Annotated in this window: 17 protein-coding genes; 7 read left to right on the top strand and 10 right to left on the bottom strand. The window is 35.7% G+C overall.

Annotated features, from left to right (window positions below):
* Window positions 1-41: 41 nt before the first annotated feature.
* From NITER_RS04930 to gatC, 5 genes are read right to left on the bottom strand one after another with little or no spacing between them, the layout of a single operon-like run.
* Window positions 42-1289, bottom strand: a complete 1248-nt coding sequence (locus NITER_RS04930; protein ID WP_084275594.1) for a serine hydroxymethyltransferase — start codon at window positions 1287-1289, stop codon at window positions 42-44.
* Entirely contained in the window at window positions 1289-2800 is a 1512-nt protein-coding gene (gene lysS / locus NITER_RS04925; protein ID WP_084276583.1) for a lysine--tRNA ligase, read from the bottom strand. The genes NITER_RS04930 and lysS overlap by 1 nt, the downstream gene beginning before the upstream one ends.
* Window positions 2800-3429 carry a CvpA family protein gene (locus NITER_RS04920; protein ID WP_084275595.1) on the bottom strand — a complete coding sequence of 210 codons (630 nt, stop codon included), beginning with the start codon at window positions 3427-3429 and terminating at the stop codon, window positions 2800-2802. Before NITER_RS04920 ends, lysS begins: the two co-directional genes overlap by 1 nt.
* Before the next feature lie 9 nt (window positions 3430-3438).
* Window positions 3439-4500, bottom strand: a complete 1062-nt coding sequence (locus NITER_RS04915) for a type IV pilus twitching motility protein PilT (protein WP_084275596.1) — start codon at window positions 4498-4500, stop codon at window positions 3439-3441.
* Between the two features lie 7 nt (window positions 4501-4507).
* Window positions 4508-4801: an Asp-tRNA(Asn)/Glu-tRNA(Gln) amidotransferase subunit GatC gene (gene gatC / locus NITER_RS04910; RefSeq protein WP_084275597.1), complete on the bottom strand. Its 294-nt coding sequence runs from the start codon at window positions 4799-4801 to the stop codon at window positions 4508-4510.
* Window positions 4802-4887: 86 nt separating this feature from the next.
* Between gatC and NITER_RS04905 the strand changes: the two genes are divergently transcribed.
* The 7 genes from NITER_RS04905 to NITER_RS04875 are packed head-to-tail and all read left to right on the top strand — an operon-like array spanning window position 4888 to window position 10542.
* A complete protein-coding gene (locus tag NITER_RS04905) occupies window positions 4888-5493 on the top strand; it encodes a tetratricopeptide repeat protein (protein ID WP_159445319.1) in 606 nt (201 codons plus the stop codon).
* Entirely contained in the window at window positions 5490-6491 is a 1002-nt protein-coding gene (locus NITER_RS04900) for a hypothetical protein (RefSeq protein WP_084275599.1), read from the top strand. Before NITER_RS04905 ends, NITER_RS04900 begins: the two co-directional genes overlap by 4 nt.
* 5 nt (window positions 6492-6496) lie before the next feature.
* Window positions 6497-6811, top strand: a complete 315-nt coding sequence (locus tag NITER_RS04895) for a hypothetical protein (RefSeq protein WP_143779636.1) — start codon at window positions 6497-6499, stop codon at window positions 6809-6811.
* Window positions 6798-7412, top strand: a complete 615-nt coding sequence (locus NITER_RS04890; protein ID WP_084275601.1) for a type III pantothenate kinase — start codon at window positions 6798-6800, stop codon at window positions 7410-7412. The genes NITER_RS04895 and NITER_RS04890 overlap by 14 nt, the downstream gene beginning before the upstream one ends.
* The gene (gene hisG, locus NITER_RS04885; RefSeq protein ID WP_084275602.1) at window positions 7406-8023 is read left to right on the top strand and encodes an ATP phosphoribosyltransferase; all 618 of its coding nucleotides are present in this window, start codon (window positions 7406-7408) and stop codon (window positions 8021-8023) included. The genes NITER_RS04890 and hisG overlap by 7 nt, the downstream gene beginning before the upstream one ends.
* On the top strand, window positions 8013-8690 hold the full coding sequence (locus NITER_RS04880) for a class I SAM-dependent DNA methyltransferase (RefSeq protein WP_084275603.1): 678 nt from the start codon (window positions 8013-8015) through the stop codon (window positions 8688-8690). Before hisG ends, NITER_RS04880 begins: the two co-directional genes overlap by 11 nt.
* Before the next feature lies 1 nt (window position 8691).
* The gene (locus NITER_RS04875; protein ID WP_084275604.1) at window positions 8692-10542 is read left to right on the top strand and encodes an HDOD domain-containing protein; all 1851 of its coding nucleotides are present in this window, start codon (window positions 8692-8694) and stop codon (window positions 10540-10542) included.
* 3 nt (window positions 10543-10545) lie between these two features.
* On the opposite strand, the gene rpsR is transcribed toward NITER_RS04875, so the two are convergent.
* The 5 genes from rpsR to NITER_RS04850 all read right to left on the bottom strand — a co-directional run bounded on the left by rpsR (window position 10546) and on the right by NITER_RS04850 (window position 14621).
* Window positions 10546-10821 (bottom strand): 30S ribosomal protein S18, encoded by a 276-nt coding sequence (rpsR, locus tag NITER_RS04870; protein WP_084275605.1) that lies wholly within the window; start codon window positions 10819-10821, stop codon window positions 10546-10548.
* Between the two features lie 13 nt (window positions 10822-10834).
* A complete protein-coding gene (gene ssb / locus NITER_RS04865) occupies window positions 10835-11290 on the bottom strand; it encodes a single-stranded DNA-binding protein (protein WP_084275606.1) in 456 nt (151 codons plus the stop codon).
* Between the two features lies 1 nt (window position 11291).
* On the bottom strand, window positions 11292-11663 hold the full coding sequence (gene rpsF, locus NITER_RS04860; RefSeq protein WP_084275607.1) for a 30S ribosomal protein S6: 372 nt from the start codon (window positions 11661-11663) through the stop codon (window positions 11292-11294).
* 77 nt (window positions 11664-11740) lie between these two features.
* A complete protein-coding gene (gene holA / locus NITER_RS04855; RefSeq protein WP_084275608.1) occupies window positions 11741-12697 on the bottom strand; it encodes a DNA polymerase III subunit delta in 957 nt (318 codons plus the stop codon).
* On the bottom strand, window positions 12684-14621 hold the full coding sequence (locus NITER_RS04850) for a ribonuclease R family protein (RefSeq protein ID WP_084275609.1): 1938 nt from the start codon (window positions 14619-14621) through the stop codon (window positions 12684-12686). The genes holA and NITER_RS04850 overlap by 14 nt, the downstream gene beginning before the upstream one ends.
* Window positions 14622-14733 lie beyond the last annotated feature (112 nt).

Raw genomic sequence — 14733 nt, 5'->3', positions numbered from 1 at the left:
ATATATTTTACTAAAAGAGAGCTTCATAAGGGTAAGAACCCTTAGAAGGTAGGGCGATCGTAGATGATGAATTTGCGAGCAAGTGCTACCATCTCTTTTTTGATCTTTTCTTGGAGATTGACATCTTCGATATTATCAAGGACATCAGCGATGCGGTTTGCTATAAGCTCAAATTCACCCTCTTTCATGCCTCGAGCTGTAAGTGCTGGGCTTCCTATACGGATACCGCTTGTAACAAATGGACTTCTTGTCTCTCCCGGGACAGTATTTTTATTTACTGTAATTCCAGCACGTCCAAGTGCTTCATCTGCATCTTTCCCGCTAAAATCTTTGTCAAGAAAGCTTACAAGTACAAGGTGGTTGTCAGTACCGCCACTTACTACATTGTAGCCTCTGTTCATGAGTACAGTAGCCAAAGTTGAAGCATTTTTGCGCACCTGTTTTGCATACTCTTTCCATGCAGGCTTCAAGTTTTCGCCAAATCCGACTGCTTTTGCAGCAATGACATGTACAAGAGGCCCACCTTGGATTCCAGGAAAGATAGCACTATTGATCTTTTTGGCGATATCAGCATCATTGGTCATAATCATACCGCCTCTTGGGCCTCGAAGAGTTTTGTGTGTAGTAGTTGTTACCACATCGCAGTAAGGAAAAGGACTTGGATGCTCACCGGCTGCTACAAGTCCTGCAATATGGGCAATATCTGCCATCAATAGTGCACCCACTTCATCAGCAATTTCGCGAAACTTTTTAAAGTCAATTACTCTTGGATATGCACTTGCTCCACAAACAATAAGTTTTGGTCTCACTATTTTTGCTATATCTAATACCCTGTCATAATCGATCCACCCCTCATCATTGACGCCATAGAAAAAGCTTTGATAGATTTTTCCACTTGCATTGACTTTAGCACCGTGTGTGAGGTGACCCCCATGGCTTAAATCCATTCCCAATATTTTGTCGTATGGTTTTAAAAGTGCTAAATAGACCCCCTGATTGGCTTGACTACCAGAGTGGGGTTGTACATTGACATATTCACATCCAAAGAGTTTTTTGGCTCTTTCAATTGCAAGTTCTTCTACAGCATCAGCATATTCACAGCCACCATAATAGCGTTTGCCAGGATAGCCCTCGGCATATTTGTTTGTAAAAATACTTCCCATTGCTTCCATAACGGCTGGAGAGGTGAAGTTTTCACTTGCAATCATTTCAAGATGATCTGTTTGCCTTTGCAGCTCATTTTCTAATATGTTAAAAACTTCTGGGTCTGCATTTTTTAAAAAATCCATTATTCTTTTTCTCCTTTTTCTTCTTTTGGTAATGGTCGCATTGCAGGAAAGAGTATTACATCTCTAATAGAGTGTTGATTTGTAAGGAGCATTACTAATCTATCGATTCCTATACCTTCTCCTGCAGTTGGAGGCATTCCATGTCCTAAGGCTCTTACAAAATCCTCATCCATATGCATCGCTTCATCATCTACATCTTTACTCGCAACTTGTGCTTTGAAACGTTCATATTGATCTAATGGATCGTTGAGCTCATTAAATCCATTGGCTATCTCTTTACCTGCTATAAAGAGCTCAAAACGCTCTGCAATTTCCGGATTGTCATCACTTCTTCTTGCAAGTGGGCTGATATCGATTGGAAAATGGGTGATAAAAGTTGGATTGATGAGTTTTTCTTCGACAAAGTTGTCAAAAAGTTCTGCTTGCAATGCACCTAAGCTCATTTTATGTGGAAACTCAAGCTCTATACCTCTCTCTTTAAGATAAGAAATGATCTTCTCTTTATCTTCTACAACCTCTTGAGGAACATCACCTATTTCAACTATTGCATCTTTATATTTAATTTTATCAAACGGTGTAGAAAAATCGATTGTATGCTCACCATAGGGAAGTTTTTTAGGAAGTCCAAGTTTTTCAAAGAGATAATCAAAAAGATCTTCAGTGAGTTTCATTAAATCTTCATAGGTATGGTATGCCCAATAAAACTCTATCATTGTAAATTCTGGGTTATGGGTAGCATCCATACCTTCGTTGCGGAAGTTTCTATTTATCTCAAATACCGCTTCAAAACCTCCCACAATGAGGCGTTTGAGATAGAGTTCTGGTGCAATACGAAGATACCTATCAACTCCTAAAGCATTATGATGGGTGATGAAAGGCCTTGCATTTGCTCCACCAGGGATTGGGTGCATCATAGGAGTCTCTACCTCTAAAAAGCCATGATTTTCAAAAAAATCACGAATGAGGCTTACAATACGGCTTCTTAATACGAAAACTTTTTTGACATCTGGATTCATAATAAGATCAAGATAGCGTTGGCGATAACGCAACTCTTTGTCTTGCAATCCGTGGTATTTTTCGGGGAGTGGTACAATTGCTTTTGTCACGAGATTGAGTTCATTTGCATGGAGGGTCAGCTCCCCTGTTTTAGTTACAAATGGATAGCCGATTGCTTCAATAATATCTCCAACTTCTATAAGTTTTTTTACCTTTTTAAACCACTCTTTCCCTAATGAGTCTTGATTAAAATATATCTGTACTATACCGCTTTCATCTTCTATTTTGGCAAATACTGCTTTGCCCATATGACGCAAAAATTTGATGCGTCCATTGAGTTTTACACATACCGATTCATCTTTTTTCTCTTCACGCTCTTTGACATATGCATATTTTTCTAAAAATTGCTTATTTGTTATCTCTTTACAAAAGCCGTGTCCATAAGGATTGATACCCTCTTTGCGAAGTTCTTCGGCTTTTTGTATGCGCTGTTGTTCATATTGATTATCAAATATCAATGCTTCTCCTTCGATATATTTTGCTCTATTGCTTTTATAGCACTTTTTTTAGCTGTTTCTACTGCACTCTCTTGCACGTCATTTGAGACCTTTTTCGTAAACTCTTTTCCCTGTTTTTGTACATTTGGAGAAACGAAATCTTCTGGTTTAAGTTTGATTATATAGCTTCCTGTTTGTACAAGAAGAGGATAGAGAATAGAGTTTTTAGTATATTTCTCTAGCACTTTTTTTGTTATTTCAATGCTAGAAATTGCATATATGATGACAGAGAAGATGAGAAAAATTTTTGCCCAACCAAATAGAAGGCCAAGAAGTTTGTTAAAAAACCCCATTCCACTTGCATGTGTCAGTTTGGTTATAAGATTTCCTAGTATTACCATCCCGATCCAGATTGCAAATAGTGCAGCAAGAAACCCTACGAAAGTGAGTGCTGCTTCATTTTTTATGTGATAGAGGTTATCACTAATCCAATTCCCTACACTCTCTGCATAGCGTGAGCCATAGTATATACCACCAATAATTCCTGCTAATCCAAAAAACTCTTTTATAAAACCGTCTATGATACCTTTGAGTCCTAAAAAGATAATGAGTGCGCCAATGATGAGATCGAAATAGTCAAACGTCATCTATTTCCTTTAAAGATTTTTTATAAAGTTCATTAACTCTTCTGGTCTATTAGAGAATTTTATTGCAGTCTCTTTGTCTATTACTTTTTGTAAGAGGAGTTTTTGTAAAACTTTTGTTTGTGTTTGCATACCTGTTTGTTGCTGCCCTAACTGCATTTGTGAATAGATCTGGTGTATTTTGTTTTCTCGAATAAGGTTTGCGATAGCTGGATTGTTGACGAGGATTTCATAAACAGCTACTCTTCCACCTTCAATTTTTGGCAAAAGTGCTTGGGATATAACAGCCACAAGACTTGTGGAGAGTTGTGCTCTTATTTGTGGTTGCTCATCACCACCAAAAACATCTATAATTCTATTGATAGTTTGAGGTGCAGAGTTGGTATGGAGGGTCCCAAATACCAAGTGACCAGTTTCAGCTGCAGTGAGGGCTGCTTTGATTGTTTCACGATCTCGCATCTCTCCAATCAATATGACATCGGGATCTTCACGCAAGGCATATTTGAGCGCGACTGCAAAACTTTTTGTATCAAATCCTAACTCGCGGTGGGAAAAGAGGGATTTTTTATTTTTATGTATAAACTCAACAGGATCTTCTATAGTAATTATATGCTTATGCTCGACATTGTTAATTTCATTAAGCATTGCAGCGAGAGTAGTTGATTTACCACTTCCAGTAGGACCAGTGACAAGTATGAGTCCCTTTTCTCGTTTAATAATATCTTTAAATATAGGAGGCTGTCCCAAATCATCAATACTTGGAATTTCTTGTGGAATAATACGAAATGCAGCTGCAACTTCTCCTAAAGTTTTGTAATAGTTTGCACGGAAACGTCCAACATTGGGGATACTGAAGGCAAAATCAAGCTCATAATTTTCTTCAAACTCTTTCTTTTGTTTATCAGTTAAGAGAGAGTAGCACAATGTTTGTATCTCTTTGCCAGTTAAGACAGGAAGATTGAGTGGGATAAGTCTTCCATCGATTCTTACTTGCGGTTCACTCCCAAAAACCAAATGGAGATCTGAAGCTTTATGCGCAACAACAGTTTTGAGTAAAGAGTTGATATCTACCATAAATGTCCTATTCGATTATTTTAGGGACAATAAAAAAGTCATCTTCACTTTTTGGTGCATTGCGTAAGATTTTTTGTCCGATCTCACTCTGGTTTTGCGGAATATCTTTGCGAAGAGGAGCACTTGCTTCTATTGGACTGTACGTAGCTGCGTATGAAGATATATCAAGCTCATCTAAAACATCTACAAATTCTAAGAATTTATTGAGATCTTCGAGAATGCGATCTCTGTTTTCATCTTTTATCTGAATCATACTGAGAGTTTGCAGCCTTTGGAGCAGATTTTCATCGATCTTTTTCATCCCAAACCTTCGTAAAATTTTTCGTATTTTACCATAAAATAATGTTTTGTTTGATAATATTAGGTGAATTTATTGAAGGAGTGACATTGAGTACAAAAGATAATATTGAATATATAAAAAAAGAGCTGGATAGTGAGGAGAAGTTTTTAGAATCGGTAATAAAAGCAGAAAAGTTTTATAAAAAACATAAAAAAAAGATAACAGCTCTGGTGGTTCTTGTAGTTATAGGGTTTTTGGGGTATGTTGGTTACGATATGATGAAAACACATAATCTCGAAGTAAGTAATGCTGCGTACAATTCTCTATTACAAAATCCTCAGGATAAAGAAGCTTTACAAACTCTTAAAAACAAAAATCCCAAACTATATGCACTTTATATCTATCAAAAAGCTATAGAGAAAAATGATATAGAAGCACTCCAAAAGATTGCAAATGGAGATGATAGAGTACTTGGAGATCTTGCAAAATACCATATCGCAGTTATCAAAAAAGATAGCAAAGCGCTTGAACGATATGCAAATAATTCTGATGCAATTTTACGTGATTTTGCATATTTAGATAGTGCTTATATGGATTTCATGAAAGATGCAATAGCTGTAGGACGCAAGAAAATCGAAAATATTGATAAATCTTCTACTGCATATCCTTATGCTCTGCTTCTTGGACACTACGGTGCAAAGGTAAAAAAATGAGAAAGTTGATACTTTTTGCTCTTTCGTTGCTTCTTTTTGTAGGATGTAGCAGCAAAAGATATTTTGAGCCAAAAGAGATAGCGGGGTATGTGGATTTTGATGGGAAATTGCCAGCACCTATAGTGGATGTTTTGCGTGATGGAGCAACTCTTGAAGATGGAGAGTTTATTTCCAAAGATGGTTTAGAAAATTATAGATTACCAAAGGGGTATCTTTTTATAAATAAGAGTAATGGTTACTATATAGCTGCAAATAAGTGTGGTGATCTACTTATCATTGATAGCAAATCTCATAAAAAAGTATTGCAAAAACACTTTACAATGCGATCACCTATTGCAGCAAATATTACAAAAGATAAAAGAGTTGCACTTGTATTTGATGATAACTCTTTGATGCTTTACGATATTGTAGGCAAACATGTTATTTATGCAACAGAGCAAGGCAAGAGCATAGCTGTGGATACAAAAATAGCTAATCCTTTTTTTCTTGGACAACTTACAGTTTTTCCAACACTTGATGGAAAACTTGTTGTTGTAGATCCTACAGGCAAAGAGCTTCGCACTCTCATAGTTGGTACAAAAAAACATTTTAATAATGTGATTTTTCTCGATGTAATAGATGAAAAGCTCATTGCAGCCACACCCAATAAAATTATTTCGGTAAGCCCAACATTTTCAAATACATTGGATTTGTCTCTTAGTGATGTGCTTTATGCAAAAGGAAGAGTATATCTTCTCACAAAAGATGGAGAGATAATTCTCACTGATCCGCAACTAAATATCATGAAGAGAAGAAAATATCCTTTTGCACATTTTACAGGTGCAGTATATGGAGAGTATATCTATGTAGTGGAAAAAGAGGGCTATATTATTGCTGTTGATAAAGATCTGCGTGTTTCTAATATCTTTGGATTTCCAAGTGGTATAGAGGAGTATATCTTTACATCCAAAGATAAAATATTCTATGACAATAACTATTTCGAACTCAAAAAACTATGAGAGAATTGGTAGATTTTTTTCGCAAAAAGGGTATTGTTTTTGAAAAATTTACAAAGCTTGATTTAAAAAAACTTGGCATTAAAAAGCGTTTAGAAATCTATATAGGTTTAGATACTCATAAAAAGTACTATGTAATAGTATATGTAGATCGTAAAAGCAGAATTTTGTTTAAAGATGCAAAAAGTTATGAGGAATTAGTGCAAAGCCTTCCTGTTAAGCATGGATTTCGCTACAAATACCTCCTCTATCATGCTCCCCTTTGCTCCAAAGCAAAAGAGTATTTGCAAGAGGTTGGTTGGAGAGTAGATGCTATTGTGTGATATAGGCAATAGTTTTGCAAAATTTTATGATGGAAAAGAACTTAAGCGTATACCTATTACGCAAATTGAGCAGTATAGGAGGCAAAAAGTTTGCTTTATCAATGTCAACCCCAAAGTAGAAAAGCTTTTAGAAGAGTTTGAAAACTGGATTAACTTGGAGCAATATATTACTCTTGATACATCTTATAGAGGTTTAGGTGTTGACCGTAAAGCTTTGTGTTGGGGAGTTGAAGAAGGTGTGATTGTAGATGCTGGAAGTGCAATAACAGTAGATGTGATGGAAAAAGGCAGACATAAAGGTGGTTTTATAATACCGGGAATTCGCTTTTTGCAAAGAGATTTTGCAGAGATTTCAAGTAGACTAGCGATTAATACATTACAACAAGTAGATTTAACACATTTACCGCAAAATACACTTACAGCTATAAGTTATGGAATTATAAAGCCAATTATTCTTGCAATAAAGCAGTTTGATATGAGGATCTATATAACAGGTGGTGATGGGGAGTTGCTCCATCACTATATTCCTGAAGCGCTATATGATCCATTACTACTTTTTAAACATTTAGAAAAACTGGTACAAAGGAAAGGTTTATGTTAACGATCGCACTGCCTAAAGGGCGTATTGGTGATGACTCATTGGCTCTTTTTGAAAAAATATTTGCAAAAGAGTTTCGATTTGGAGAGAGAAAACTTATTTTAGAGATAGATGATTTTCGTTTTTTACGTGTACGCAATCAAGATGTTCCAACCTATGTTTATCATCAAGCAGCAGACCTTGGTGTTGTGGGACTTGATGTGCTTGAAGAAAAAGGGCTCGATCTCGTAAGACTTCTGGATCTTGGTTTTGGTGCTTGCAGTGTAAGTATTGGTATCAAAGAAGATGAAGAGCTTACATTTAATAAGCCAAGTTATAGAGTTGCTACGAAGATGGAGAACATTACAAGAGAGTTTTTTAGCAAAAAAGCGATTCCAGTGGAGATTATTAAACTCTACGGCTCTATTGAGCTTGCTCCTTTGGTGGGACTAGCTGATATGATTGTAGATATTGTCGAAACTGGCGAGACAATGAAACAAAATGGTCTTAAACCAGCTTTAACTATTATGCAAAGCAGTGCCTATTTTATTGCTAATAAAAATAGTTTCTATGATAAGAAAGAGAAAATTTTAGCGCTACGCCAGCAGTTGCAGGAGGCTTTGGGTGGGGCTTGATCTCTATGGGAAAATTGAGCCGCTTTTAGGATTTGAAGAGGAAAAACAAAAACTCTATGAGGTCTTTTTAGATAAGCTTTCAGAGCTTGGTATAAAAAATTTTCTTGATATTGGGTGTGGGAGCGGGGCATTTATGCAATTGGCAAAAAATGCAGGTTTTGAGCCTGAAGGCATCGATGTTAGTAGAGTAATGGTAGAGCGTGCAAAGAAAGCAGGATTGCAGGTATATCATGGTGACATATGCCAGTTGGATAGAAAGTATGAAGCAGCCACAGCAGTTTTTGATGTTATCAATTATCTTGATAAAGAGGAGCTTGCAAAATTTTTCGTTTGTGTGAAGAATCTTTTGAAAAAGGGTGGTTATTTTATATGTGATATGAATACCCTTTATGGATTTGAAGAGATTGCACAAGGATCTTTAATTATTGATAATGATGAACAATTTGTTGCGATAGATGCTGAATTTGCCGATAATAGATTGATAACTAAAATCTATCTTTTTGAAAAAAGAGATAGCTGCTATAAAAAAGAGGCAGAAGAAATTGTACAGTATTATCATGAAATGGGTTTTTTGAAGAAGTTGGGATTGGAACTTATAGATATAGACTTTATATCTTTATATGGTGAAGAAGCGGATAAAGTTTTGATGACATGGAAGGGAAAATAGTATGGCGCTATTTGGTTTTGGAAAAAAGAAAGAGAAAAAAGAAGAAGTTGAGGTTACTGAAGAAAAAATACTTAATCAAAGAGGAGAAGAGAGGTATATAGTCCAAAATCTATCCACGCAGTATGGGGAAATAACAGATATATCTAAAAAAAGTGTTGGGATTTATGTAAAAGAGGCAAATTTGGGATATGGGGATTTTGTAGATCTTAAGTTTGCTGAACTTACATGTGATGCTGAAGTTTGTGCTCCACAAAGTAAAAAAATTGGTTTTTGTCTGCAATGTGATGTATCTCAAGAGTTGATTCAAAACCATCTTTTTATGCCAAAAACTAGTGAATTTGTATCAAAAACAATTTTTGATAAAGAGCTCGTCGTTAGAGATAAAGATATTGAAACAAACAAGGCCGTTATTTCATTAATGCTTGATCTTGATGATCCTAATGCGACTATTGAAAAATTTCAGCGCCATATTGCATCGATACCAAAACTCCAAGAGATGATTCTCAAACGTGCTAATTCTATTGAGCGAGCACGCGCTGCACAGGTGAGTGATGTAAAAGTAGCAATTGCTCGCTTAGGTTTTGAAGAGGTTAAAGAGCTTGTGTATGAATATGTACACTATGATATCAATCTTACAAATAAATACCTTATCAATTTTGCTGATTTTGAAATATATAATATTTTGCTCAGTAATATTTTCAAAAGACTGGCTCCTCTTCTTCCTTTTAATGATATTAAAGGAGAGGGTGAATCGCTCCTAGCAATGTCCTATATAGGTGCAGTATTGATGGCGAAAATGGATAGCGATTTAGGAGCTAGTTATACAAGTGCAAAAGAGCTTTTTGAGTTTGAAATGAGAATATTAGAGCGGAGTCGGGTGGCTACAGATATATTGGAAGTATGCAAGCTCTATTTTGTAGATACACTTGAATTATTCCAGTATATTTATGATGGATTTGTTTTTGCAAATCTCATGCTCTATCCACAGCTAGAAATCAACTTTCCTGTAACACTAAGTGAGAGAAAACTTAAATTTGCATATGTAGCATATCTGGCTATCTTGACACAAAAGTTTATACTTGCAAAAGATCAATCTAGCGGCTATATTCTTTTAAGTCGTTTGCGACGTTTTGGATTTAATCTCAAAGAGGCAAAAGAGTTTCTCGATGGTATTGTAGATAGTGTAAATAGTAAGCTCCATAAAATGGGTTCTCAAAAACAGATTAAACATTGTGAATATCCAACATTAGCTTATACAATAGAAAACTTTTTAGGCAAAAATATATATGCTGAATATTTTACTCGTTCACTGAATATTTTTGACAAAGAGGCTCAACGTTTAGCAGTACGATATGAAGATGCCTATTATACGCATCTGGTTTTGGAACGATTTTTAAATAGTGATGAGTACTCCTTTCGCACTTTGCCTTTTTGTGTGGTTCCATGTGAAAATTTAGCAGATGAAGATATGAGTCTCAGCCAATTTGACATTTTTGATATTATGGTTTTCAAAAATATTGATAAGCTTCCTGCAGAGCTTTTTGAAGATTTTAGGAAAATATGGGAAGATTTCGAAGGTAAAATTATTGTAACATATAGTAAAGAGAGCATGATCGATTTTACAAATGAAAAACTTTATCAGATTATACAAAAAAGCATTGTAGATTTTCCAAGTTATTCGCAGTCTCCTACTTTACATATGAAGATGCTCTCATATACTACAAATAGTATAAATCGTTTTTTTGGTAAAGAGTATTGCGATATAGCTGATTTTAAAGAAGATATTGGAGATCAGAAATTTGTCTATGTGGAATGCATGCAAAATATGTTTAAAGGGGCGATAAGCCCCTGAAGCTTATTTGTAGATTGGCTGCAGTTCTTCCCAAGGGTTAGGTACAACTCTTTTTCTATCTACAATATATGGAACAAGTGCAGCATGTCTTGCTCTCTTGATTGCCTCTTCGACCATCTCTTGGTGCTTTTTGCAGTTTCCAGTGAGGCGTCTTGGCATGATTTTATAACGCTCGCTGAGAGTATGCTTGATGAGTTCTATATCTTTATAGTCAATATATTCAACTTTTTGTTCACAGTATTTACATGTTCTTTTTTTGAATCTTCTTTTTTCTGCCACTTTTTAGTCCTTTCTAAAATGGAATTTCATCTTCATCGATATCGATTTCTGGTATTTCAGGCTCTTTTGCAGGAGCCTCTTTGGCTTGTGCTGGTTGAGCGTATGAGGCTGGCTTTTCATAAGAGGTGCTTGAAGAGCGATCTTCACTTCGCCCTAGCATCTGCATATTATCAACAGCTACAGAGTGTTTGGATCTCTTGTTGCCGCTTTGATCAGTCCATTGCTCAAAAATCAGCCTTCCCTCTACTAAAACCTTGCTTCCTTTGCTCAAATATTGGTTGGCAATCTCTGCAGCTCTTCCAAAAAGAGTAATGTCTATGAAACAGACCTCTTCTTTTTGCTCTCCTGCTTGTGTTTTGAATCTTCTATTTGTGGCAATTGCTGTTTTTGCAATAGCCATTCCGGTACCTGTATATTTGAGTTCTATGTCTCTTGTGAGATTGCCTACCAATATGACTTTGTTGTACATTTTATGCCTCTGCTTTTTCTTCGCTCGCTTGACCGCTTAATTTTTTAGCTCTTTCAACCATTTTTTCCCAAGCTCTGATATCTTTGTTTGTTTCATATTTTATAGTGAGAAATCTAATAACATCTTCTGTAATTCTATAGATTCTCTCAAGCTCTCTTACAGTCTCTGATGGAGCTTTGAAGTAGATGATATAGTAGTGACCACGTTCAAACTTTTGAATTGGATATGCAAGTTTTCTTACTCCTACATCTTCTGTGGCTACTATTTCACCACCATTGTTTTCTATGACCTCTTTGATGAAGTCAAACTTCGCTTTCTTCTCTTCGTCTGTAAGCGTTGGTTTGAGCACGAACAGTGTCTCGTAATGTCTCATTTTTTCTCCTTTTGGCTATATATCCGAGAACTTCTCGGCAAGGCTTTCATTTGTGTATAAAAAGCGCAGCTATTTTATCAAAACAATCCTTGAATTTTTATTAAATAAGAAAGTAATAGGGCGCTTTTGTCGATGTTTGTTTTTGTTTTGAGCTCTAACTCACAGGTTTGCATCTCCAAAAATATTTTTGGGTAGTTTTTAATCCTCATTGCAAGTGCTGCACGCTGCTCTTCAATATGGCGTGGAAGTCTGTATCCAAGTATTTGAGAAGAATCAAGGTTTCCGTGGAGGCGAATATAGCTGTAAAATAAAAAGAGCTGCTGCATAAAATTCTCAAAACCGAGCAGTATTTTCATTTCATTCTGCTCCTCTTCTATTATTTGAGCAAAGAGTTCCTCGATAGGCTCTTTTTTGATAATAGCTATGTAGAGCTTTTCAAGATTGAGAGGCGTAATGGGATAGACGAGATTGTCAATATCTTTTGTCTCAATTGCTCTATTGTAAATGCTAAGTTTGAGAAGCTCGCTTTTGGCAAGTTCGATATTATTTTCCAACATAATTAAAAGATGCTCTAGTGCGTATGTATCAATCTCTATATTGTTTTGCTTACAAAACTCTTGCAGCTCTTTTTTGGCTTCATGTAAAGCTGCTTTGAAAAAGCGTACATTCACAGCGTTATGCTTCTTATCAAAAAGTGAAGCTATTTTTTTACCATCAGTAGAGAAAAGCGCATAGATAAAAAAACTATTAGCATTTTTATTACAAATTGCTATGAGTTGTGATAGCTCCTTTTTAGACAGAGCCTTATCATGTTTGATAACAAGGAGGTTTATATCACCAAAGAGTGAAGATTGGGAGAGGTAGTTTTTGGCTATCTCAAAATCATATTCATCAAAATAGAGTTGCATTGCATTCTCTTTGCCAATTTTTTGTGCTATCTCTTGTGTGTACTTTTCTATGAAGTATGGCTCCTCTCCCCAAAAGAGATATGCATCAAAATTTTTGGGTGTTTTATCGAATTCAGCTTTGTACATCTATTTTCTCTACCACTTTAGCATAGATTTTTGTTGTAGCTATATTTACATCGATAATCTCTATAACGACTTTGTCAAAAAGCTCCACTTCAGCTCTTGGTAAAAATATCCTGGCACCTTTGATCTCATCATCAAGTTGCGCTATAGGAGTAGATTCAGGATCTGTGACGATTGCCTTGAAACGCTTCCCTATATTTTTTGCTGCCCATCTTGCAAACTTTCTATCCATAAAATCCCATTCTACTTTTGCTGCCTCTCGTTCAAGTTCACTGATGCGCACAGCAAGAGGCTCTATATTTTTTAAAATGAAATCGAGCTGCTTTTTATTGTTTTTGATGATAGCTTTGAGAAGGCGATGCAATGTAAGATCGCTATATCTTCTAATAGGACTTGTAAAGTGTGTATATTTTTCAAATCCTAGTCCAAAATGCCCGATATTTTCCGCGGTATAGCCAGCCTGCTTTTGCGTGCGGATGAGAAGTTTGTCCACATGCTCTTTGATTCCAAGTCTTTCAGCCTCATTTTGAATATGTAAAAAGAGCTCATGCAATGTGTTGTACTCTTTTGTAAAGATACCTACATTTGCTAGCTCGTTGAGAAGCTCTTCAATCTTTTCTCCGGCTGGCTCTTCATGTGTTCTAAAAATTCCGTAATCAAACATCTTTGCTGTAGCTTTATTTGCAAGAAGCATACAGTCTTCAATGAGAGCATGGCTTGGCGTTTCTCTCTCAATCTCTGTTTTAACAAGCTCTCCATTTTTATCTAGGACAAGCCTAATTTCTGGATTGGAAAACTCAAAACCCTTTTGGAGTCGCTCTTTACGCAGTTTTTTTGTTATTTCATATAAAGGCAGCATCCACTCAAGAAGCTTTTTGTCTGTATCATCAATATTTTCAAATCTGCCAGCCAAAAACTCATCTACCCGGTCATAACTATACTTTCTTCGACTCTTAATAATTCCTTCAATAAGCTCCTCTTTGAGAGGTTGGAGGTTTTTATCAAGAGTGATTTTGCTCACAAATGCGAGTCTTTCTACATTTTCTTTTAAAGAGCAAATTCCTTCACTCAGTTTTCTTGGTAGCATTGGAATCGATTTATGGGGCAAATAGATACTAAATCCTCTCTCTTTTGCTTCTTTATCTATTGGGCCCATTGGAGGAACATATTCACTTACATCCGCAATAGCTACATAGAGTGTATTACTCTCTTTATCAAAATATATTGCATCATCGTGATCTTTTGCAGTGACAGGATCAATGGTGCAAAATGGCAGATGTGTTAAATCAACTCTTTGGGGATAGAGGTCTACATAAATCTCATCTGGATATGCACTTGCTTCAAGCTCAGCCTCTTTACTAAACTCTTCATGTTTATTGTATAGAGCCAATGAGATCTTTTCATCTACGCTCGGATCATCGAGTATACCAAGTACTTCAACAATGATTTGTGCTTCGTTATCCACTTTTACTACCGTACCATCTGGTAAATCTCGTAGAGATTTTTTACTCGCTTTGACTGCAAGTGGCACCTCATTTTTGATATTAAAAAAGATGCCATTATCTTTATCAAAATAGGCAACACTAAAACGAAAAGCTTTTTCTAAAATATAGACAACTTTTGCTTTTGGACGTCCTCCACCTTTAAATATCCTTTTAGCTACTACGAGATCTCCTCTTGTGGCACCATTGAGATGCTCAGGCTCTATGAGAAGATCTTTTGCTTTGATTCCAAAAACTTCTAAAAAGCCCGTACCATTTCTTGCAATATCAATTTTTCCTACACGATATTTTGAGCTAATTTTATAGATTTTTCCATCTATTTTAATAATTTTGTGGCGTAAAAGATCATCAACAAGAGCTAAATACTCTCTTGGGATATCTTTTTTTTCGATACCACGAAGTAATTTTAAGATAAACTCTTTCAAAATATATTTCCTTAAATTTTTTTAAGAAATTATAACATACAAAACTGACTCTATTGCGTTATAAATTTATCCAAAACTAAAGAAGTTTTAAGTAAAATTAGCCAAAATTTTC

The organism is Nitratiruptor tergarcus DSM 16512, from assembly GCF_027946175.1.
In the GTDB taxonomy this organism is placed as follows: Bacteria; Campylobacterota; Campylobacteria; order Campylobacterales; family Nitratiruptoraceae; genus Nitratiruptor; species Nitratiruptor tergarcus.
The sequence above is the reverse complement of the archived record's forward strand: the minus strand, read 5'-3'. Positions and strand labels throughout refer to the sequence as shown.